Source organism: Ideonella sp. (assembly GCF_041914305.1).
Classification (GTDB): domain Bacteria; phylum Pseudomonadota; class Gammaproteobacteria; order Burkholderiales; family Burkholderiaceae_C; genus Ideonella.
Genome location: NZ_JAYSDQ010000006.1, coordinates 181,391 through 203,670, shown reverse-complemented (window position 1 = coordinate 203,670; position 22,280 = coordinate 181,391). Strand labels below are relative to the sequence as shown.

Genomic DNA, 22,280 nt, shown 5'->3' with positions numbered 1-22,280 from the left:
CATGCATCACTATCCCATCCGCGCAGCGCTCGGCGTCTTGGCCCTGGGGATGGTGGCAGCCCTCGTGCTGACGCAATGGTGGTCACGCCACGAGCAGGAGAACGCCGAAAGGCAATTCGAGGTCCTGACCGATCGCACGCTCGGCCAGGTGGCCGAGCGAATTCGAACCTACGAGTACGGTCTGAAGGGCGCGCGTGGAACAGCCGTCGTGGCTGGCAGGCAAGGCATCGATCGGGCGGGGTTCAGGCGCTACAGCGAATCCCGCGACATTGACCGTGAATTCCCCGGCGCGCGTGGCGTGGGCCTTATCTGGCGAGTGCCCGAGCAGCAGCAAGACACATTTGTGGAAGCTGCACGGCGCGATGGCTGGCCCACCTTCGAGATCCGGCAGCTCAAACCCAGCGCCGGTGATCGCTATGTGATCCAGTACGTCGAGCCGATTGAGCGCAACAAGCCTGCGGTGGGGCTGGACATTGGGTCTGAGCCTGTTCGTCGCGAGGCCGCCGACAGCGCCGCTCGCAGCGGCAAAGCCACATTGTCCGGACCCATCACGCTGGTGCAGGCCGCCGGCAAAGCCCGCCAGTCGTTTCTATTTCTCCTGCCCATCTATCGCGCGGGAGCCCCTTTGCGTACGCCCGAAGAGCGTGCCGAGGCGGCCATAGGCTGGAGCTACGCGCCGCTGGTGATCGACGAGGTCCTGGCCGGGTTGGACCTCCACGAGGTATCCGTCGTCTTGCGAGATGTGACCGGCCCGACGCCGCAGCAGTTCTTTGCGCCGCCAGAAGGCGACCAGGCAGCAGCCCTTGGACTATCGCGAGACTTGTCCGTGACGCTGTACGGCCGAACCTGGCAAGCCGACATGCGGGCCAAACCGGCTTTTGCCGCCCGTCTGAGCCGGCTCGCCCCACGGGCCCTTGGGGCGATGGCTACCGCCATCGCGGCGCTGCTGAGCCTGCTGACCTACGCCTGGGCGCGGAGTTCGGCGCAGGCCGCGGCGGTGCGCGAAGAGCAGGCCCGCCGCGCCACCTTGATGGCAGAGCTCAACGCATCCCTCGACAAGCTGGTGGCGGAACGGACGGCCGAGCTGGAACTCTCTCGCCGCGACCTGCAGACCATCCTCGACGCCGTGCCATCGATGATCGGCTACTGGGACAGTCAGCTGCGCAACCGGGTGGCCAACAAGGCCTACAGCGACTTCTTCCGGGTCGATGCCGCGCAGCTGCGCGGCAAGCACATGCTGGAGCTTCTTGGCCCGGAGCTGTACGAGCGCAATCGACCCTACGTCGAAGCGGCCCTGCGCGGCGAAGCCCAGACCTTCGAGCGCACGATTCCGCGGCCCGACGGTGCCGGGTCTCGCCACACATTGGCCCACTACCTGCCGGACACGGTGGATGGCGACGTGCGCGGTTTCTACGTGCTGGTCCATGACATCAGCGAGATCACTGCGAGCCGTCAACAGCTGGCAGCGGCACTGAGGGACAACGAAGCACTGCTGCGCACGATCCATCAACACGCACTTGTCTCCGCGACGAGCCCCGACGGACGGATCATCGAGGTCAACGACAGCTTCTGCCGAGTCTCCGGCTACACCCGGGACGAGCTCGTGGGCCGGGACCACCATCTCGTCAGCTCCGGGCTTCATGAACCGCCCTTCTGGGCTGACTTGTGGCAGACCATCAGCCAGGGCCATTCCTGGCGCGGAAGCATCTGCAACCGCACCAAGGACGGCGCGCTCTACTGGCTGGACTGCACCGTGGCGCCGTTCATCGACGAACAAGGCCGAATCGCGAAGTACATCGCCATCCAGACCGACATCTCCGCCGCCAAGCGACTGGAAGCGCAGCTGCGCGAGAGCCAAGCCTTTCTCGACCGTGCCAGCCGCGTGGCCGGTGTCGGCGCCTGGCAGTTCGATTTGGATCCACCGGCCATCACATGGTCGCCGGAGATGAACCGCATTCATGAGGTCGAACCGAGCTACCGCCCCAGCCTCAAGGAAGGTTTGGAGTTCTACCCACCCGAAGCGCGCCCGGCGATTGAACAGGCAGTTCAGCAGGCGATCGAGTCGGGCCGGGGCTGGGATCTCGAGCTGCCGCTGCGAACCGCCAAGGGCCGGCTGCGCTGGGTACGCGCCGTCGGCGAACCCGAATTCGCCGAGGGTCGGCCGGTGCGGCTCGTCGGCTCGATGCAAGACATCACCAACCGCAAGGAGATCGAAGCCTCGCTGGCCTATGAGCGCCATCTGATGAGTGCATTGCTCGACACCGTGCCCGACCAGATCTATTTCAAAGACCGCGACAGCCGCTTCTTGCGCATCAACCCCGGCTTGGCACGCCGCTACGGCTTGAGCGACCCGGCCGAGGCGGTGGGCCGATCGGATGCAGACTTCTTCACGCCCGAACACGCCCAACGGACCGCCGCCGTGGAGCGACATATCGTCGAAACCGGCGAACCGGTGCTGAACCTCGAAGAAATGGAGACATGGCCCGATCGCCCCCCCACCTGGAACATGACCACCAAGATGCCGCTGCGCGACCCGCAGGGCCACATCATCGGCACCTTCGGGATTTCGCGAGACATCACGGCCCGCAAACGCATCGAAGATGAATTGAAGGAGACCACCGAGCGTTTTGCGCTGGCGTCGGCCGCAGCCAGCATCGGCGTATGGGAATACCACATCGCCGAAGGCCGCCTCGTCTGGGACGAAGGCATGTATCACTTGTATGGCGTGAAGCGCAGCGGCAACGCCGCCCCATACGATTTGTGGGCCAGCCACCTGCACCCCGACGACCGGGCCCGAGCCGAGGGCGAGGTCCAGCATGCCATCGAGACCCTGGGCGCGTTCGAGTCCGAGTTCCGCATTCGTCGCCCCGATGGCGAAGTCCGCCACCTGCGCGCAGCCGCCCGCCTCCAGTGCGACGAGCAACACAGGCCGGTCCGGATGACCGGCGTCAACTTCGACATCACCGAGCGCAAGCGCGCTGAAGAGCAGCTCGTCGAGACCTCGTCGCTGCTTCGCAATGTGTTGGAGTCGGCGACGGAAGTGTCGGTGATCGCGGTCGCCCCCGACGGCACGATCCGGGTCTTCAACCGAGGCGCCGAGCGGCTGCTCGGTTACCAGCGCGACGAGGTCATCGGCAAGGCGTCGTCGCTTCAGTTCCACGATCGCGCAGAGCTGAAAGCCCGCGCTGAAGAGTTGACGGCACGCCTGGGTCGCCCGGTGCGACCCGGCACCGTCTTGGTGGAGCCCGAAGTGCTGGGCGAGCCGCACGAATGGAGCTACCTGCGGCGCGATGGCGGCAGCGTCACCGTGTCGCTGGTGGTGACGGCGCTTCGCGGCGACGAGGGCCAGTTCTTTGGCTATCTCGGCGTCGCACACGACATCTCACGGCAAAAGCAGGTCGAGTTGCGCCTGCGCGAAGCGGTTCACCAGGCCAAGCGGGCCAACCAGGCCAAAAGCCAGTTCCTCGCCAACATGAGCCATGAGATTCGCACCCCGATGAATGCGGTGATCGGCCTGACCTACCTGTTGGGCCAGACAGACCTGAGCGGCGATCAGGCCACCTTCGTCGAGAAGATTCGCCTCGCCAGCAAGTCGTTGCTGACCATCATCAACGATGTCCTGGACCTGTCCAAGATCGAAGCAGGCGAGCTGAGTATCGAGCGCGAACCGTTCGATTTGCACGCCGCGCTGGCCGAACTGCACGCCGTGATGCAAGTGCAGGCCCAGGCCAAGGCAATCGAATTGACCTTCGAACTGGCCGAGAACTTGCCGACTGACGTTGTCGGCGACTGGGTTCGGCTCAATCAGATTCTGACGAACCTGCTGTCCAACGCCATCAAGTTCACCGAACGCGGAAGCGTACGCCTGCGAGCCCAGTTGCTCTTGAGCGAGGCCGGACGCGCCAGGCTCCGCTTTGCCGTTCAGGACAGTGGCATCGGCATTGCCCCGGAGGTACAGGACAAGTTGTTCGTTCCCTTCGCCCAAGCAGATCAGTCCACCACGCGCCGCTTCGGCGGCACGGGCCTGGGCCTGTCCATCGTCAAACGATTGACGTCGTTGATGGGGGGCAGCGTCGGGCTGTCCAGCACGCCAGGCCAGGGCAGTGAGTTCTGGGCCGAGATCGAAGTAGGCCTGGTAAAGGCGCAGGGGACCGGAGCGCGTCAAAGCGTGGGGGCAGGCCCGGCGCCGGCCCCCGACCTGAACGGGCTGCGCATCTTGGTGGTCGATGACAGCCCCCTCAACCTGGAGGTGGCGCGTCGGATTCTGGAGCACGCTGGCGGAAAGGTCGATCTGGCTGACGACGGCCAGCAAGCCGTCGCACGATTGGGCGCAGGCCCAACCGACTACGACGTGGTCTTGATGGACATCCACATGCCGGTGATGGACGGGTTCACCGCCACCACCACGATCCGCCAGAACTTGGGGCTCGTCGACTTGCCAATCATCGCGCTGACCGCGGGAGCGCTTGCCAGCGAGAAGGAGCAGGCACGAATTGCCGGTCTCAACGACTTCGTCAGCAAGCCGTTTGATCCGCATGACCTGGTCCGGTGCATCCTGCGCCATGCAACTCCACCGGTTGGTGGCGACCGACCGGCTGTTGCATACGATGTCGCCCAGGCGGAGTCTTGGCCACCGATCAAGGGAATCGTGACCGCAGAGGTGAAGCTGCGCACTGGCGGAGACGTCAAATTCTTCCGCAGCATGCTCAAGCGGCTGTTCGCAGAATTTGGCGACCTGGCATTTCCCACAGACCAGACCAACCCAGGCGCACTGGCAGACCATACGCTTCGCATGCACAAACTGTGCGGCAGCGCGGGCACGTTGGCAGCTTCGGCCGTACAAGAAACCGCACGCCAAGCAGAAGCGGCCTGCCGCTCAGGCGACATTGCGCAGGCCGCAATCCTGACGGCCGGTTGCCGGGCGCAATTGGACGCGTTGCGCCAGGAACTGCCCCAAGACTGGCTGCAAGAGGACGAGACCCCACCCACTGTGACGGCGGACCCGCAAACTGCCATCGACAAGCACGCATTGACCGAGCTTCGGCGAAACCTGCGTGAGCAGAGCATGGATGCCCTTGATCGGTTTCAAGCTCTTTCCGACGTGCTGCATCAGCGGCTGGGCTCAACCGCCTTCTTGCGTCTGCTCGAAGACATCGAGAACCTTCGCTTCTCTCAGGCGCTGCAGTTGCTCGACCCTTTGGGCTGATCACCGATTTCGGCGCCGAGGCGTATGGCGAGCCCAGGAAGCGCCGGGCAAGCGCCGAAACCCTGATCCTGATCAAGTTCCAGGGCTTGGTTCGCCAGCAGACCCTACCTATAGTGTCTGCACCGAATGAACACCCCACATTTAGTGCCCGACATGCCCAACACCGCCTACACCCCGCCGTCGCCGGTCGCCCGCTCGCTGCCGATCGCGGTGATCAAACGCGAGGGGCGGACGGTTGGCTTCGACCCCGGCAAGATCGAGGGCGCGCTGGCCCGCGCCGGCGCCGCCACCGGCGAATTCGGCGGTGAACGCGCCGCTGAACTGACGCAGCAGGTGGTGGCACAGCTGCACGGCCGCGTGGCCGATGTCGAGACCATCCAGGACCTGGTCGAGCGTGTGTTGCAGCAGGCCGGGCACTTCGACACCGCCCGCGCCTACATCGTCTACCGCGAGCAGCGCCGCAGCCTGCGGCAAGACCGCGCGGTGGCGATCAACGTCGAGCGCTCGGTCAACGAATACCTCGCGCGGCAGGACTGGCGCGTGCAGGCCAACGCCAACCAGGGCTATTCGCTCGGCGGGCTGATCCTCAACGTGGCCGGCAAGGTGATCGCCAACTACTGGCTCGACCATGTCTACCCGCCCGAGATCGGGCTGGCGCACCGCGAGGCCGACTTCCACATCCACGACCTGGACATGCTCTCGGGCTACTGCGCCGGCTGGTCGCTGCGCACGCTGCTGCACGAGGGCCTGAACGGCGTGCCGGGCAAGGTCGAGTCGGGGCCGCCGCAGCACCTGTCGAGCGCGGTCGGGCAGATCGTCAACTTTCTCGGCACGCTGCAGAACGAATGGGCCGGAGCGCAGGCCTTCAGCTCGTTCGACACCTACCTCGCCCCCTATGTGCGCAAAGACGGCCTGAGCTTCCTGCAGGTGCGCCAGTGCATGCAGGAGCTGATCCACAACCTGAACGTGCCCTCGCGCTGGGGCACGCAGACGCCGTTCACCAACCTGACCTTCGACTGGACCTGCCCCGAAGACCTGCGCGAGCAGGTGCCGGTGATCGGCGGCCGCGAGATGCCGTTCAGCTACGGCGACCTGCAGGCCGAGATGGACCTGATCAACCAGGCCTACATCGACGTGATGATGCAGGGCGATGCCAAGGGCCGCGCGTTCACCTTCCCGATCCCGACCTACAACATCACCCGCGACTTCGACTGGGAGCACCCGAACACCGACCGGCTGTTCGAGATGACCGCGAAGTACGGCCTGCCCTACTTCCAGAACTTCCTCAACTCCGACCTCGAGCCGCACATGGTGCGCTCGATGTGCTGCCGGCTGCAGCTGGACCTGCGCGAACTGCTCAAGCGCGGCAACGGCCTGTTCGGCTCGGCCGAGCAGACCGGCTCGCTCGGCGTGGTGACGCTGAACTGCGCCCGCCTGGGCTACCTGCATGCCGGCGACGAGGCCGCGCTGCTGCGCCGCACCGACCGGCTGATCGAGCTGGCGCGCAACAGCCTGGAGATCAAGCGCAAGGTGATCCAGGGCCACATCGACAACGGCCTGTTCCCCTACACCAAGCGCTACCTCGGCACGCTGCGCAACCATTTCTCGACGCTGGGCGTGAACGGCATCAACGAGATGATCCGCAACTTCAGCGGCGGCACCGAAGACATCACCACCGAATGGGGCGAGGCCTTTGCGCTGCGCTACCTCGACCACATCCGCGAACGCATCGTCGCGCTTCAGGAAGAAACCGGCCACCTCTACAACCTCGAGGCCACGCCGGCCGAGGGCACCACCTACCGCTTCGCGAAAGAAGACCGCAAGCGCTTCCCGCACATCCTGCAGGCCGGCACGCCCGCACAGCCCTACTACACCAACTCGTCGCAGCTGCCGGTGGCCTTCACGACCGACCCGTTCGAGGCCCTGCAGCGGCAAGAAGCGCTGCAGCGCAAATACACCGGCGGCACGGTGCTGCACCTGTACCTGGGCGAGCGGGTCTCGTCCGCCGCTGCGTGCAAGGCCCTGGTGCAGCGTGCGCTGGGCCGCTTCCGCCTGCCCTACATCACCGTCACACCGACCTTCTCGATCTGCCCGACGCACGGTTACCTGGCCGGCGAGCATGTCTTCTGCCCACAGTGCGACGAGGCCGCGCTGGCCCGCAAGCGCCGGCAGTACGAAACCCAGACGCCAGCGCACCAAAGAGCCTGAGAGGCTCTGACCCTTCACCCACTCAAGGAGACCCCGATGTCCTCTGCCGCCTTCCTGTCCGAACCCTTCACCTTGGCCGAACACGAGCGCCAGCGCTGCGAGGTGTGGACCCGCGTGATGGGCTACCACCGGCCGATGGCCTCGTTCAACACCGGCAAACAAGGCGAGTTCAACGAGCGCCGCTACTTCGTCGAGCCGCCGGCCGACCCCTCGCCAGCCAGCCGTGATTGAAATCGGCGGCTTCACGCCGTTGAGCACCAGCGACTGGCCGGGCCGGCTGTGCGCGGTGGTGTTCATCCTCGGCTGCCCCTGGCGCTGCGGCTATTGCCACAACCCCGAGCTGCAGGTTCGCACCGGGCACAGCGACATCGGCTGGGCCTCGGTGCGCGAGACCTTGCAGCGCCGTGTCGGCCTGCTCGACGGCGTGGTCTTCAGCGGCGGCGAGCCGACGCTGGACCCGGAGCTGCCCGCCGCGCTGCACGAGGTGCGGGCGATGGGCTTCGAGACCGGCCTGCACAGCGCCGGCATCTACCCCGCCCGCCTGGGCCCGCTGCTGCCGCTGCTGGGCTGGGTGGGGCTGGACGTGAAGACCAGCGCCGCGCGCTACGACCAACTCACCGATCGGCGCGGCAGCGGCCGCGCCGCCTGGCGCGCGCTGGACACGGTGCTCGCCAGCGGCGTCGACCACGAGCTGCGCACCACCTACCACCCCGCGCTGATCGACGATGAAGCCCTGATGGACACCGCCTGGGCCTTGCGCGCGGCCGGCGCCAAGCGCTGGGTTCTGCAGCGCCTGCGCGGTGTCGATGGCGCGGCCACCGCCCAATGGCCCGATGGCTGGGCCTGGCCCGAACCGCTGCTCGATGAGGTCCGCGCGCTGGGGCTGGCGCTGACGCTGCGCTGATCAGGCCCCGAACAGCATCCAGACCCAGATCGTGCCCATCAACGCCACGGGCAGGCCATAGCAGGCCAGCGCCACGGCCTTGCGAGCGCCCCCGGCGGTGGCACCCGCCAGCAGGCGAGCCCCGAGCACCAGCGACCAGCCCACGGCACCGCCGAGCAACAGCACGCGCAACGGGCCGAGCCAGGCCAGCGGCACGCCCTCGGCGCGCAGGTGGTTCGCCGTCGTCATCGACAGGCCGAGCACCAGGCCGGCGCCGGCCAGCGGCACCAGCGCCATCGCCAGGCGGTGGCGTGTGAAGGCGCCATCGCCGAGCACGCGCACCGCGGCCCCCAAGGCCAGCCACACCAGCCCACCGACCAGCAGCGCATGGCCGCCGATGTAGGCCAGGATGGCCAAGCCGTCGAGCCAGCTGAACACGTCGCTCGCCGCGGGCTGGTGGGTCAGCAGCCACCACGGCGCGTTGTCGGCCAGCAGCGTGTACTGGTCGTGTGCGATCAGCCACTCGGCAGCGCCCTGCTTGGCCGCGACGAAGGCCGACGACAGGCTCCACTGGAAGGCGCCGACCGCCACGCCCAGCAGGCCGAACACCAGCAGGCCGGCCGAGGTGTCGTCGCCCGTGCGCACCGGCCCCAGGATCTCGGCGTTCGGCGAACGCGTCGCCAGCTCGATCGCCCCGCGGTGGCCGCTGCAGCGCCCGCACGAATGGCAGGCCGAGGCGCTGTCGAGGTGGCGCAGGTTCAGCAGCGGCGCGCAGTCCACCCGCGGCACCGCGCCCTGGTGGCGCCGCCAGGCCGCCTCGTCGGCGCGAAAGTGCAGCGGCGCCACCTTGGCCAGCAGCGCGAACACACCGCTGACCGGGCACAGGTAGCGGCACCACACGCGCTTGCTCTGGCCGTACAGGTAACCCACCAGCATGGCGGCGAGTGTCGAGCCGCCCAGGATCAGCAGCGTGGCCTGCGCGTAGTCGTAGACGCTGATGAGCTGCCCGTAGACCGTGGTGGCGATGAAGGCCAGCGTCGGCCATCCGCGCCAACGCACCCAGCGCGGGATGCTGCCGCCGCGGCCGTGGCGGCTGGCCCATTCGGTCAACGCCCCCTCGGGGCAGAACACGCCACACCAGACGCGGCCGAGCAGCATCGTGGCGGCGATGACCAGCGGCCACCAGACGCCCCAGAAGACGAACTGCGCGAACAGCGTCAGGTTGTCGACGATGCTGGCCCCGGCCGGCGGCAGCGGCAGGCAGGCCGGCAGCACCACGAGGAAGGCGTAGAACCCGACCACCGACCACTGCACGGCCTGGATCACCCGGCGATGGCGCTGCATCGCGTCGCCCAGGCGCGCCGGCCAGGGCCGCGGCGCCGGCGTGTGGCCCACGGCAGCGGCCGGCAACGGCGCCACCGCGATCGGGATCACGCGGCGCATCGTGCTGGCGCCGTTGCCGCCGGCTTGCCGGCCCGCGAAAGCAGCGCCCAGGCCAGCAGCCAGAAGCCCGCATAACCCGCCAACAGGGTGGCCGATGGCCGGGCGCGGTAGCCGGCAAAGTCGGCCAGCACACGGCCCAGGCCGGTGCTGTCGTCGAGCAGCCGGGCGCTGTCCCAGACCGGGTCCCAGCCCGGTGACAGCCAGTCGAGCGCGATCATCTGGTCGATGCCAGTGGCCACCAGCGAGGCGGCGACGATCAGTAGCAGCACCTCGCTCAACCGCATCAACCGGCGCGTGCCGAGCGAGCGCGCACCGCGCCCCAGCAGCCAGGCGCAAGCCAGCGCAGCCAGCAGCCCGCCCAAGCCCGCCAGCCAGCGCGCGGCGGCCGTGCCGCCGGTTTCCCAGCCGATGCCGCACAGAAAGACCACCGTCTCGGCGCCTTCGCGCGCCACCGCCAGCGCGGCGACCCAGGCCACGCCCGAGGCGCCCGACACGCGAGAGGCCTTGGCTTCGAGCGTGTGGCGCATCGAGGCACCGTGCCGGCGCATCCACGCCACCATCTGCAGGATCAGCGCCGCGGCACCCAGCGTGACCGTCAGCCGCACGGCGTCCAGCGCCTGGCCTTGCAGCTCGGACTGCGCCAACAGCGTCGCCACGCCCAGCAACCCGGCCAGGCCCACGCCGCCGGCGGCGCCGGCCCACAGCCCGCGCCGCAAGGGGGCGGGCGCCGGCTGGCGGGCGATCCAGGCCAGCAGCACGCCGATGATGAGCAGCGCCTCGACGCTTTCGCGCCAGACGACGATGAAGGTGTGGAACATCGAAGCAGCCTTTACTTGGCGGTCAGCGTGAGCGGCGCGCCGTCGGGGTGGAATTCATCGACGAACTGGTAGCTGCCCGGGCGCAGCGGCGGCAACACCACGGTCGACGCGGCGCCGGGCGCGAGCACCTTCTCGATGCGCAGGCCGAGGTTCTCGAACTCGCAGGGGCCGGTGCCCCCGTTGCTCACCGCCAGCCGCAGCCGCACGCCGGCGGGCACGGCCAGCGTGGCGGGCTCGATGCGGCCGTCGCGCACGACGACCGGGTAGGTCGGCAACTCGGCAGCCACCGCGCCGACGGTCATCACCGTGGCCAAGGCTGCTGCCAGCGCCGATGCAAGTCGTTGGCGAAACATCAGTACCCGCCCTTCTTGCCGACGCCGGCGAAGGTGAAGTCCCATTCCACGGCGAAGGGCTTGAACCAGGGCTGCACGCCGGTCGCGCGGTCGGTGTGGCGGCCGAAGTGGTGGCCGATCGGGTTCTCTGTCGCGCTCGGCGGGTAGACCGTGTACTTCAAGTGGTAGCGGCCAGGGCCTTGCAGCTTGACGTTGTCGCCGTAGTGCGGCCCGTCGCTGGCCACCATTGCCATGAAGTCGCCGACGATCGGCTCGCCACCACCTTGCTTGCGGATCTCGTAGCGCACGAACAGAAAGGGCACCCACGCGCCCTCGGTGTAGCCATGCGGGTTGTGGTCCAGCGCGTGAATGTCGGCCTCGATGTGCACGTCGGATTCGGCGGCCTTGCGCATGTGGCCGTCGGGCTCCATCTCGACCGGCTGCAGGTAGACCGCGCCGATCTCCATGCCCGCCAGCTTCTGCGGCGAGCCGATCGGGTACTCGAGCGCCGCGGCGGGCGCGCCGATGCCGGCGACGGCAGCCGCCACGAGTGCGGCGCGAATCAAAGAGGGTCCCATGGGTGCATGTCGAATGAATAGGAATGATTCGCATCATCTCCACTCACCCGCCGCATGGGTTTGATCCACGACAAAGACCCACGGGGTTGCCTCGATTGACCAACGCTTGCGCCATCTCAACCGGGCGCGCGAGGATCCGCACGACACTGGCAGGCAGCATGCCCCACCGCACCACACCCCATCCGCTGGTCGACGACCTGCAAGCGCTGGCCACGGCCATCCTGCTGGTTTCGCTCGGCCTGTCGCTGATCGGCAGCGCCGGCCTGTTGACGGGTGGCACCCCCGGCATCGCCTTCTTGCTCAGCTACGCCACCGGCCTGCCGCTGGGCGCCGCGCTGTTCGCCGTCAACCTGCCGTTCTACCTGCTGGCCTGGCGCGAGCTCGGGCTGCGCTTCACGCTGCGCACGCTGGCCGCGGTGAGCGCCTTGTCGGTGGGCGTCGAGTTGGTGGCCCGCTTGCTGAGCCTGCGCGCCGTGCACCCGCTGTACGCGGCGATCGCCGGCGGCACGCTGATCGGTGTCGGCCTGATCGTGCTGTTTCGCCACCGGGCCAGCCTGGGCGGCGTCAACGTGCTGGCGCTGAGCCTGCAGCGCCGCTGCGGCTGGCGTGCCGGCGCGGTGCAGATGGCGGTCGACGCGGCCATCTTGCTGGCCGCGCTGGTGTCGTTCGAGCCCGGCCGCGTCGCCTATTCGATCGTCGGCTCGCTCGCGTTGAACCTCGTGCTGCTGTGGAACCACCGGCCAAGCCCGTCACTTGGCGGTGGGCGCGAGCAGCTGCGCCCTGGGGGAAGGCACCTGAGGGACGCGTGAAGGGCGCATAAGGGGCGCATGAGGGGCGCGCGCCGAGCGTGCAGCCCCTTTCGCCAGGCGGGCAATGCCGCCTTGGCGCTCAAAGGTCCTTGGGCGCCTTGGTCTTGATCTGCGGCCAGCTGCCGTCGGCCTTCACCAGGTTGCCCGGCACGTCTTCCAGCCACTTCTTCTGCACGTCCTTGTTGACGTTCAGGTAGAGCTTGTTGTCGACGATCTTCCACGCGGTCGGGTCACCGTCGAGCTTTCGGCCCAGCGCCACGCCCATGGCGCAGAAACCACCGTATTGGGGCGCGTACTTCGCCGGGCTGGCCTTGAAGGCGTCGCGGTGGGCGGCGGTGGCGAACTGGTAGGTCACGCCGTCGTGCTTGACGCTGAATTCGGGCTTGCCGGGGGTCGGCGCACCGTCCATGAAATAGGCCACCACGTCGTGGCCCTTGACGGCAATGCCCTGCGCGTCGACGTTGAGCGCGCTGGTGGAGTTTTCGTCATAGGCCTGGGCCGACGAAGGCAGCACGGCCAACGCGGCCGCCACGGAAATCAGGGTGGCCAACAGCGAGCGGCCGACAAACTGGGTACGCATAGTGAAATCCTCGGAATGTGAATCGTTTGGGTGTGTCAGGCAGTGGCCTTGGCCGTGACCACGGGGAAATCGATGTCGGTCGACGCGACGTTGTTGACATAGTTGGTCAACACGTTGAGTGCCACGTTCAGCACGATCTCGATCACGCTGGCCTCGTCGAAATCCGCCGCCCGCAAGGTGGCCAGGTCGGCATCGCTGACGCGGCCGCGCGATTCGGCAACCCGGCGCGCGAACTTCAGCGCGGCAGCGGTGCGAGCGTCGTCCGAGCGTGCATCACGCGCCGCGTCGACTTCGGCGGCGCTGACCTTGGCGACGTTGGTCGCCAGGTAGGCGTGGGCCGAGAGGCAATAGTCGCAAGCGTTGTATTCGGCCACGGTCAGCGCAATGCGTTCACGCAGTTGCACGCTGAGCTTGCCCTTGGCGAGTGCGCCGTTCAACGCCAGGTAACCCTCGAGCGCGGCGGGGCTGTGGCCCACGAGCTTCATCAGGTTGGGCACCACGCCCAGTTGCTGCTGCACGGCGGCGAGCAGCGGCTTGGAAGCGGCCAGAGACTGGTCAACGGTGGGGATGCTGAGTCGAGACATGGTGGAACTCCGGGTGGGTCGTGAATGAGGTTCTTGGTTCGATTCGCGGCGGCGTGCAGCGAATGAATGCACTGTCGTTGATCCACTCGATGATTAGAATCACCGCCACATCTAAGACACCGTTTCGCCCGGAGTAATAGTGGACCAACTGCACCTGATCAACGTCTTTGTGGCCGTGGTCGACGCGGGTGGCTTCGCCGGCGCCGCACGCAAGCTCAACCTCTCACCACCCGCCGTGACGCGGGCGATCAGCGTTCTGGAGTCGCACCTCGGCGTGCGCCTGTTCACCCGCACGACGCGCGTGGTGCGCGTCACCGAGGCGGGGGCTCGGTATGTCGAAGACTGCCGGCGCATCCTGGCCGACCTGGCAGAGGCCAACGAGTCGGTGAGCGGCATGCATGGTGCCCCCCGCGGGCGCTTGACGCTGACGGCCCCGGTGTTGTTCGGCGCGCTGTTCGTCACACCGATCATCACCGAGTACCTTCAGCGCTACCCGGAAGTGAACGCGTCGTGCTGGTTCCTGGACCGCGTCGTGAACATGATGGACGAAGGCATCGATGTGGCCGTGCGCATCGGCGAGCTGCCCGATTCCAGCATGCAGGCCGTGCGTGTCGGGCAGGTGCGGCGCGTCATCTGTGCGTCGCCCGACTACCTTGCCGCGCACGGCAGCCCGGCAACGCCCGACGACTTGATGCACCACACCATCGTCTCGGCCACCGGCGTGACGCCGGCGCCGGAATGGCGCCTGGTCGAAAACGGCGCGCCCAAGGTCGTCAAGTTGGCGCCGCGCATGGTCACCACCACCAACGACTCGGCGGTGGCCGCGGTGGTGGCGGGCTTCGGCGTCTCACGCTTGATGTCGTACCAGATCGCGCAGCATGTGCAGGAGGGCCGCCTCCAGGTCGTTCTGAGCGAGTACGAGGCGGCCCCTTTGCCAATCCATCTGGTGCACCGTGAAGGCCGGCACGCATCGCAAAAGGCGCGCGCCTTCCTCGACCTGGCGATCGAGCGGCTGCGCGCGCAGGCCGCGTTGAACTGAGTCGGGGGCGAGGCCGGGCCTCGCATCCACTCCGGGCTCAGATGAGCATCTCGAAGCGAGCCCAAGCGCTCTACGCTTCGGGCTCGGCCCCGACCAGGACGACCCGGTTGCTGCCCTGCCGTTTGGCCCGGTACATCGCTTCGTCGGCCGCACGGGCCAAGGCGTCGCCGTCGGCGCCATCGGCTGGGTAGACGGCCACACCGATGCTGGCGGAGATCTGCAGCCGCTGGCCCGCCAGTTCGAAGGGCTGGTCCAGCGCCGCGCGTATCTTCTCGGCCACCGCCGCGGCATCGGCGGCGGCCGCCATGGGGTGCAAGACCACCACGAATTCGTCGCCGCCCACGCGCCCGACCGTGTCCGATGCTCGCAGCAGGCGGCGTATGCACCCCGCCACAGCCACCAACAGCGCATCGCCCACCGCGTGGCCGAAGTCATCGTTGACGGGCTTGAACTTGTCCAGATCGATGAACAGCAACGCCAGATGCTCGCCGCGCCGCCGAGCCTGGCTCAGGGCCGCGTCAAGACGGTCGTAGAACAGGGTGCGGTTGGGCAGATCGGTCAAGGCATCGAACTGCGCCATGTGGCGCAGCTGCGCGTCGCGCTGGGTGCGCTCGATCGAGGTGGCCAACTGGGTCGACACGAACTGCAGCAGCTCCCGGTCGGCGGGCGTGTAGTGGCGCTGCCCCGCGCGCGTCTGCACGACCAGCGCCCCGATGAGCTGGTGCTCGGCATGCAAAGGCACCCCCAGCCAGTTGCAAGGGCCCGGTGTCGGGTCCAGCGTCTCGCTGCCCTCGATGGTCGTGGCAAGAATGGGCTGCCCGGCCGACATCACCTGCGACGTGAGCGGTGTCTCGGCCCAAGGCACAACCGGCGGCGCCGGCACCTGGTCATCCGCCCAATAGGGAAAGCTCAGGCCGCCTGCATCGCCCTCACGCAAGGTCACATGCAGATGACCGGCCGGCAGGATGGCCGAGATGATGCGATGCACTTGCGGGTACAGCGCGGCGGGAGATTCGCAGTCGTGCGCGCACTCCGAAATGGCGTGCAAGGTGGCCTGCAGCAGCGCCGCGCGCTTGCGCTCGGTGATGTCCCTGAACACGACCGTCACGCCATAGCGATTGCCGCCCGCGTCGCACAGCGGTGCCGTGCGGTACTCGACCGGAAAGCTGCTGCCATCTTGTCGCCAGAAGACGTCTTCCGACACCTCGCGCGGCACACCGTCCTGGACGGTGGCGAAGATGGGGCAGTCCTGCAGCGGGAAGGCCGAACCGTCGGCGTGGTGGTGGTGAATGGCGGCATGGCCGAGCTTGCCCACCAGACAGTCGTCGCACCAGCCCAGCATGCGCACCGAGGCATCGTTCTCGATGATCACCCGGCCCTGCATGTCGATGACATGGATGCCGTCGCTCACCGAGCTGAGGATGTGCCGGTGCAGGTCCGGCGAGTCCAGGATATGGGCAGGAATGCCCTGCGGCTCTGGCGACGAGGCAGACTGAACCACGGCATGCCCTTTCGTGTGCACGTGCCGTGTTTTTACACCCGATGGCGCCGCCTCACACCGCGCGCGGCGCTCCAGGTGCGGCCAGCCGCCACCGCTACATGCGCGTGTCGTGCACCGCACCACCGCCCAGGTCGGCCATGTCCGGCGTGACCTGCGCGAAGGCCAGCACCTTGCCACCATTCGCCGCGGCGAAGGTCTTGGCATCGGCCTCGGCGGCGAAGCTGGCGATCGTCGGGCCCATCGAGCCGTGCCGCTTGCTGCCGACAACGTAGAAGCCGGTCTTGGCATCGAACCAGTGGCCGCGCGGCTGTTCCCAGTCGGCCTTGGCCATGTCCTGCACGAAGACCTTGCGCACCGCGCGCACCTGCTCGGGCCGCAGCAGCGTGGCGAACATCTCGACCGTGTCGCAGAAGTAGGTCGGCACGGCCTGCCCCACGTAATGGATCTGCGCTTTCGGCCCGGGGTAGTCGGCCAGCAGCATGCCGTCGAGGTCGCAGGTCGTGGCGCCGTCGATCTCGACCGGTGCCACGGCCTCTTCGGTGACCGATCGGCCGCAGCCGATCAACAAGGCGGTGGGCGTGGCGCAGGCGGCCAGCAGCAACAGGCGGCGGCGGTTCATGGTCGGAATCTCCAGGTCGCGATGCCGAGCGGCGCAACGATCCAGCCGAGCATCACCAGGCCCATCAGCCAAGGCTTGGCCAGGGCCGACGGAACGATGCTGGCGAGGCCATAAAGGCTGCGCACCTCGTCGAGTGAAAAGACATTCAGGATGCGGAACACATCGGCCGGGTTCAGCAGCAGCAGGTACGGGAACCACGCGCCGCCGGTCTCGCCGCCGGTGGCCACCAGCAGGCCCAGCAGCAGCAGGTCGAACACCAGCACGAAGAAGAACCACAGCGCGATCGCCAGGCCCGAGGCGCGCGCCCGGTCTGACGCCAGCACCGACAGCATCACCGCCAGGCTCAGGAAGGCCAGCCCCAGCAGCACCGAGCTGAACATGAAACCGAGGTAGGGTTCGAGCCCCGCGGTTCCCGTTTGCACCACCAGCAGCACCGCCACCAGCCCGAAGCCGACCAGCGTCGACAGGGTCAGCGCCGCGGCGAGCCCGAGGTACTTGCCCAGCAGCAGCTCGAGCCGCGTGATCGGCAGCGTCAGCACCAGCTCGAGCGAGCCGCGTTCACGCTCGCCCACGATCGCATCGAAGCCCAGCAACAACGCGATCAGCGGGATCAGGTAGATCACCAGGCTGACCAGGCTGGCGATCGTGAACTCGATCGAGCGCAGGCCCACCGCCCCTTGCTGGGCGCCGCCGAAGTAGGCGATGACCAGGGCCAGCGCCGCGAACACCAGCGCCACCGCCACGACCCAGCGGTTGCGCAAACGGTCGCGCAACTCTTTCATCGCGACGGCGAACACCTGACGCAGTTCCATCATGGTCAATCTGCAAAGCCGAAGAAGACGTCCTCGAGCGACGGCTCGTGGACCACGACATCACGCACCGCGCCATCGAGCGCGGCCAGCGCACCCAGCACCGCCATCTTCGCCGGGCGCGGGCAGTTGGCGTGCGAGCGCAGGCCCTGGCGCTGCAGGTCTTGCACCGGCAGCCGCGCCAGCGCCGCCGCCACCGCGTCGGCCCCCGCCTCGTGGGCCAGCACCTCCAACCTCAGCGGCAAGGCCATGTGCTCGCGCAGCTCTTGCACGCTGCCCAGGGCCTGGATGCGCCCGGCCGACAGGATGGCCAGCCGGTCGACCCGCTCTTGCAACTCGGCCAGGATGTGCGAGGTGATGATCATCGTCACACCTGCGTCGCGCAGCTGGCGCAGCGTCTGGTAGAACGCGCGCGTCGCCTCCGGGTCCAGCCCGGTGGTGGGTTCGTCCAGAAACAGCACGCGCGGCGAGCCGAGCAGCGCTTGCGCAAAGCCCAGGCGCTGGCGCATGCCCTTGCTGTACTCGCGCACGGCGCGCTTGGCCGCGGCGCCCAGGCCCACGCGGTCGAGCACGGCCTCGCACTCGGTGAGCGCCACGCCCTTCAGGCGGGCGAAGTAGCGCATCGTCTCCAGGCCGCTGAGGTTGTCGTAGAGCACCACGTTCTCGGGCAGGTAGCCGATGCCGCGCCGCACGCTGCGAAAGCTGCGCTCGTTGACCGGCGCGCCCTGGATCAGCAAGCTGCCCGCGTCGGCCTTGACCAGCCCGAGCATCATCTTGAACAAGGTGCTCTTGCCTGCGCCGTTGCGGCCGATCAGGCCGAAGACCTCGCCGCGCCGGATGTCGAGATCGACACCATCCACGGCGCGCACCGCGCCGTAGTGCTTGGCCACCCCGCGCAGCGTGATGGCGCAGGCCGACGGGTCAGCGCCCGGCCGGGTGTTGCTTTCCATTCCATTCGCTCCAGTTCGGGTGGGCCGGCCGCATCTGCGGCTTCGGGTCGACGACGCTGGGCACGCGCAGCACCGGGAACTGCTGGCCCACCAGGCGCAGCGCCTGCACCGCGGGGCTGGCCAGCAGCAACTTGGCCGACGGGTGTTGCCAGACCAGGCGGTCGACGATGTCGTTGGCCTCGTAGCGCACGTCGCCGCGGCCGTCGCCGTCGCGGTCCCAGCCGAGGTAGTTGTCCCAGTGGTTGCCGTGTTCGGCGCCCCAGGTCTCGTCGCGCGCACCCACGTAGCGCACCTGCTCGCGGTTGCCGACGAAGTCGTTGCCCTCGACCTGGTTGCGGGTCGAGCCGGCCGACAGGTGCACGCCGATCGCGTTGTCGACCACCAGGTTGCCCTTGATCTGCGCGTACTCGACGTCGTAGATGAAGAAGCCACGCCCGTTGCCGGCCACCACGTTGTTCTCGATCAGCGAGTCTTGCAAGGTGCGCAGCATGATGCCGTGGTCGCTGTTGCCCCAGGCGCGGTTGTTGCGCACCACCTGGTCTCGCACTTCCATCAATGCGAGGCCGCCGCGGTTCAAGTAGGTGTCGTTGTCTTCCCACAGGTTGTGGTACGAGTTCATGTAGTGCGTGCCATAGCGGCTGTGGTGCAGCCGGTTGCCGCGAAAGATCGCGTGGTGCGACACGTCGACATAGAGCGCATCACGCACGAAGCTGATCTGGTTGCCGATGATGCGCGCGCCGGTGGTGTTGTAGAGCTGCACGCCGTTGCCGCGCTGCGACGACGCGTATTCGCGCTTGCCGACGATCAGGTTCTGCTCGACATGCACGTCGTTGGCCTTCTCGATCCACAGCCCGAACAGGTTGTAGACCAGGTCGCAGTGCCGCACGACGGCGCGGTGCGCGCCGGGCCGCACGTAGATGCCGGCGTTCTGGGCCAGCAGGCTGTCGCCCGAGTCGCGCACGATCAGGCCTTCGATCGTCACGTCGGGTGCGGTCACGCGGATCGTGTCGCCCTGCATGCCGCCGCTGATCGTGGGGCGGCCCAGGCCGCGCAAGGTCAGCGGCTTGTCGATCAGCAGGTTGCCCAGGTAGTGGCCATGCTGCACCTCGACCATGTCGCCCGCGGCGGCGTGGTCGAGCACCGGCTGGATCGCCTCACCGGGGTGAACCGTCCAGGTCGCGGCCTGCGACCACAGCGGCAGCAGGCACAGCAGGCAGGCGAGCCACTTCATCGCATCGCCTTCACTCGGCCAGCCCTCCCAGCGCCTTGAGCACCAGGAACAGCGCCGCGCCGATCAGCAGGTTCTTGAAGCCCACGTAGCACAGCATGTCCATCACACTGGCCACGCGGTAGCGCCGGCCCCACCAGGGCCCGTCTTTCACGTAGCGCTTGGCGCCCAGGCGGATGATGACCTCGTAGACGCTCCAGCCGAACCACCAGCCGATCACCGCGCCGGCACGCAGCTCGCCGAGCGCGGCCAGGCCCCAGACGATCGTCGCGGCCAGTGCCAGCGAGACACCGGCCGCTTGCAGTGCACGGCTGGGTTGTGGTGCGCCACGGCGCCAGGGCCAGACATGGTCCCAGGCTTCGGCACACAGCCAGCCACAGACGCCGGGTTGACCGGCGGCATACGAGGGCTCGGCCGGGTCGGTGGGCATGCGGGGGTCGACCATGGGCCTCAGTCCTTTGCCGGGTAGATGGGGATGAAATAGCCGTCGCGGCCGATGCGTGTCAGCGGCTGGCCCTGGCGCTCGCGCTGCTTGCGCTCCTTGGCCAGCGGCGGGCAGGCGTGGCTGTCGGTGTAGAGGATCATGCAGTCCAGGCAGTGCAGGCACTCGCGGTGGTCGATGCGGCCATCGGCGTCGATCGCGAGCGAGCCGCAGCCGACGGCGCAGGCCTTGCAGGTGCTGCATTCTTGCTTGCGCCGCAGCCCGAACCAGCGGAAGGTCGACGGCATCGCCAGCGACGCACCCAGCGGGCACAGGTATTTGCAGAACGGCCGCTCGACGAAGATCGAGATGCCCAGCAACGCGCCGGCAAACAGCGTGTACGGCCACGAGCGCTGGAACCAGCCGACCAGGAAGGTGGTCTTGAACGGCTCGACCTCGGCCAGCATCTCGGCCCAGCCCATCGAGAACACCGACACCACCAGCAGGCCGAAGAACACGCCGTACTTGATCCACTTGAGCTTGTCGTGCAGCGGCTTGGGCAGGGCGAACTGGAAGCGCTTCAGGCCGACCAGCCCGCCGAGCTTGAACAGCAGCTCAGACAGCGAGCCGAAGGGGCACAGCCAGCCACAGAACAGGCCACGGCCCCAGACGAACACGGTGATCGCGATGAAGACCCAGAACAGGAACACGAACGGGTCGCTGAGGAACAGCTCCCAGGTCCAGTGGAACAGCAACGCGTGGAACCAGGTCAGCACCTGCGTGATCGACGGCTGCGCCATCAACCCGAAGCCGACGAAGCCGATGCTGATCAGCCAGGCCGAATACTTGAAGGCGTTGACCGGCCACTTGTTCTTGCGGGTCGAACGGCGCGTCAGTTGGTCGCGCAGCGCATAGACCACCGCCACGCCGACCAGCAGCGCGACGAACAGCACGATCTCGACCACCCTCGCCTTCCAGACCTTCAGCCACGGCGCGTCGGGCTTGTCGATCACCGGGCGGCCGCCTTCCAGCGTGGCCGCCGGCAGCCAGTATTCGGTGTCGAAGTTGGCGAAGCTGCGGGTGCCGGTAGCGCGGTCGACGCGGTTGCCCAGCAGGCTCAGCTTCCACGGGAACGCGGCCGAGAACGCCGGCGAACGCACGATGAAGATCGCCGACTCGTTGAAGCTCGGCGCACCGGCGGCTTCGAGGCCGTAGAGATTGAGGTAATCGAGGTCGCGGAAGGTGAAGGTGTCCAGCCCCTGGTGCACCTGCACGCGGTCGTAGATGCCGCCGCGCACGAAGCCCGAACCCTTGAACGACTCGGCACCTTGGGTGCGGATCACGAACAGCGCATGTTCGCCCGGCTTCAGCTGCGCCATCAGGCTGGTCCAGCCGGCCTCGCCGAGCAGCGAGCGGCCGATGTCGGGCTGGTTCAGGTAGCCGAACCACAGCTCGATGAAGGGGGTGGCCGATCGGTCCAGCCCGACCTGTTCGGGTTGCACCACCAGACGCTGCACGGCGCCTTCTTTGACCAGCGTGGGCCAGTCGGATGTTCGACCGGTGGCAACGAACTTCGCCTGCGGGCGGATCGTCGGCGCAAGGATGCCGGTCTGCCGCGCGACCGCGCCGCCCGAGGTCATCATGACCTGGTTCTGCGCGATCACCGTCACGGTGGCGCCCGAGATCGCGTCGAGGCCGATGATGCCCTCGTCGGGCCGCGAGCGGCCGATCTCGATCTTGTCGCCGACGAACTTGCCCAGGTACTGGTCGTTGAACTTCGTCAGCGCGGTTTCAGGGATGCCCAGCAGCAGGATCGGCTCGGAGTGCTTGAGCACCTTGACGCCGACGAAGCGGCCTTTCAGATCCATGCCGATCAGCGTCACCACTGGCTTGCCGGAATAGGCCGGCGTGTCGGTGATGTCGGTCGACAGCATCACATAGCCGAGCAGCTTGGGCTTGCCCTGCTCGTCGGCATACGCCTCGACATAAGGGGGTTGGCCCTTGCGCTCGGAAAACGAGGTCGCGCCGGGGAACACATCGGCACACGGCGCGAAATCGCACAGCTTCTTCGCGCTGTGGATCTCGGCCGGCAGCGCGGCTTCGTAAGCGGTGGCCCAGATTGACGGCGCAGCCAGCAATGCAGCGGCCGCCACGCACAGGCGCAGCACAAGGGCGAGCAGGTTCATGGAGGGTCAGTGGTTGAGGCGCATCCGACTCCGCCGATCCTCGCGCACGCCACCATCCAAGTGGCGTGCGCGGATCCGGCTCTGCC

Annotated in this window: 15 protein-coding genes and 2 pseudogenes; 5 read left to right on the top strand and 12 right to left on the bottom strand. The window is 67.7% G+C overall.

Features of this window, described 5'->3' with window-relative positions; translation table 11 throughout:
* The first annotated feature begins 1 nt into the window (after position 1).
* The 3 genes and pseudogenes from ACE3SG_RS10445 to ACE3SG_RS10435 all read left to right on the top strand — a co-directional run bounded on the left by ACE3SG_RS10445 (position 2) and on the right by ACE3SG_RS10435 (position 8,318).
* Positions 2-5,206 carry a PAS domain S-box protein gene (locus tag ACE3SG_RS10445; protein WP_374564797.1) on the top strand — a complete coding sequence of 1,735 codons (5,205 nt, stop codon included), beginning with the start codon at positions 2-4 and terminating at the stop codon, positions 5,204-5,206.
* Between the two features lie 126 nt (positions 5,207-5,332).
* A pseudogene (locus ACE3SG_RS10440) lies at positions 5,333-7,645 on the top strand (ribonucleoside triphosphate reductase).
* Positions 7,641-8,318 (top strand): anaerobic ribonucleoside-triphosphate reductase activating protein, encoded by a 678-nt coding sequence (locus tag ACE3SG_RS10435; RefSeq protein ID WP_374564907.1) that lies wholly within the window; start codon positions 7,641-7,643, stop codon positions 8,316-8,318. Before ACE3SG_RS10440 ends, ACE3SG_RS10435 begins: the two are co-directional and overlap by 5 nt.
* Here ACE3SG_RS10435 and ACE3SG_RS10430 read toward each other — a convergent pair whose 3' ends face one another.
* The 4 genes from ACE3SG_RS10430 to ACE3SG_RS10415 form a co-directional block, all read right to left on the bottom strand.
* A complete protein-coding gene (locus ACE3SG_RS10430; RefSeq protein ID WP_374564905.1) occupies positions 8,319-9,641 on the bottom strand; it encodes a 4Fe-4S binding protein in 1,323 nt (440 codons plus the stop codon).
* Positions 9,642-9,727: 86 nt separating this feature from the next.
* Positions 9,728-10,558: an FTR1 family protein gene (locus tag ACE3SG_RS10425; protein WP_374564795.1), complete on the bottom strand. Its 831-nt coding sequence runs from the start codon at positions 10,556-10,558 to the stop codon at positions 9,728-9,730.
* A gap of 11 nt (positions 10,559-10,569) precedes the next feature.
* A complete protein-coding gene (locus tag ACE3SG_RS10420; protein WP_374564793.1) occupies positions 10,570-10,911 on the bottom strand; it encodes a cupredoxin domain-containing protein in 342 nt (113 codons plus the stop codon).
* Complete coding sequence (locus ACE3SG_RS10415) at positions 10,911-11,468, bottom strand: iron transporter (protein ID WP_374564791.1); 558 nt, start codon at positions 11,466-11,468, stop codon at positions 10,911-10,913. The genes ACE3SG_RS10420 and ACE3SG_RS10415 overlap by 1 nt, the downstream gene beginning before the upstream one ends.
* A gap of 158 nt (positions 11,469-11,626) precedes the next feature.
* On the opposite strand from ACE3SG_RS10415, the gene ACE3SG_RS10410 reads away from it, so the two are divergent.
* Positions 11,627-12,277 carry a YitT family protein gene (locus ACE3SG_RS10410; protein ID WP_374564790.1) on the top strand — a complete coding sequence of 217 codons (651 nt, stop codon included), beginning with the start codon at positions 11,627-11,629 and terminating at the stop codon, positions 12,275-12,277.
* A gap of 79 nt (positions 12,278-12,356) precedes the next feature.
* On the opposite strand, the gene ACE3SG_RS10405 is transcribed toward ACE3SG_RS10410, so the two are convergent.
* Together ACE3SG_RS10405 and ACE3SG_RS10400 are read right to left on the bottom strand one after the other, a co-directional pair.
* Positions 12,357-12,857, bottom strand: coding sequence for a YHS domain-containing (seleno)protein (locus ACE3SG_RS10405; RefSeq protein ID WP_374564788.1), 501 nt, complete (start codon positions 12,855-12,857; stop codon positions 12,357-12,359).
* Between the two features lie 35 nt (positions 12,858-12,892).
* On the bottom strand, positions 12,893-13,441 hold the full coding sequence (locus ACE3SG_RS10400; RefSeq protein WP_374564786.1) for a carboxymuconolactone decarboxylase family protein: 549 nt from the start codon (positions 13,439-13,441) through the stop codon (positions 12,893-12,895).
* Between the two features lie 139 nt (positions 13,442-13,580).
* Between ACE3SG_RS10400 and ACE3SG_RS10395 the strand changes: the two genes are divergently transcribed.
* Positions 13,581-14,480 (top strand): LysR family transcriptional regulator, encoded by a 900-nt coding sequence (locus tag ACE3SG_RS10395; RefSeq protein ID WP_374564784.1) that lies wholly within the window; start codon positions 13,581-13,583, stop codon positions 14,478-14,480.
* Positions 14,481-14,550: 70 nt separating this feature from the next.
* Here ACE3SG_RS10395 and ACE3SG_RS10390 read toward each other — a convergent pair whose 3' ends face one another.
* The 6 genes and pseudogenes from ACE3SG_RS10390 to ACE3SG_RS10365 all read right to left on the bottom strand — a co-directional run bounded on the left by ACE3SG_RS10390 (position 14,551) and on the right by ACE3SG_RS10365 (position 22,194).
* Entirely contained in the window at positions 14,551-15,981 is a 1,431-nt protein-coding gene (locus ACE3SG_RS10390) for a diguanylate cyclase domain-containing protein (protein ID WP_374564783.1), read from the bottom strand.
* Between the two features lie 94 nt (positions 15,982-16,075).
* Positions 16,076-16,600 (bottom strand): nitrous oxide reductase accessory protein NosL, encoded by a 525-nt coding sequence (locus tag ACE3SG_RS10385; RefSeq protein WP_374564781.1) that lies wholly within the window; start codon positions 16,598-16,600, stop codon positions 16,076-16,078.
* The gene (locus ACE3SG_RS10380; protein ID WP_374564904.1) at positions 16,597-17,412 is read right to left on the bottom strand and encodes an ABC transporter permease; all 816 of its coding nucleotides are present in this window, start codon (positions 17,410-17,412) and stop codon (positions 16,597-16,599) included. Before ACE3SG_RS10380 ends, ACE3SG_RS10385 begins: the two co-directional genes overlap by 4 nt.
* A 5-nt stretch (positions 17,413-17,417) precedes the next feature.
* On the bottom strand, positions 17,418-18,359 hold the full coding sequence (locus ACE3SG_RS10375; protein ID WP_374564780.1) for an ABC transporter ATP-binding protein: 942 nt from the start codon (positions 18,357-18,359) through the stop codon (positions 17,418-17,420).
* Positions 18,331-19,590: a nitrous oxide reductase family maturation protein NosD gene (locus ACE3SG_RS10370; protein WP_374564778.1), complete on the bottom strand. Its 1,260-nt coding sequence runs from the start codon at positions 19,588-19,590 to the stop codon at positions 18,331-18,333. The genes ACE3SG_RS10375 and ACE3SG_RS10370 overlap by 29 nt, the downstream gene beginning before the upstream one ends.
* Positions 19,591-19,600: 10 nt before the next feature.
* Positions 19,601-22,194, bottom strand: a pseudogene (locus tag ACE3SG_RS10365) (4Fe-4S binding protein).
* Positions 22,195-22,280 lie beyond the last annotated feature (86 nt).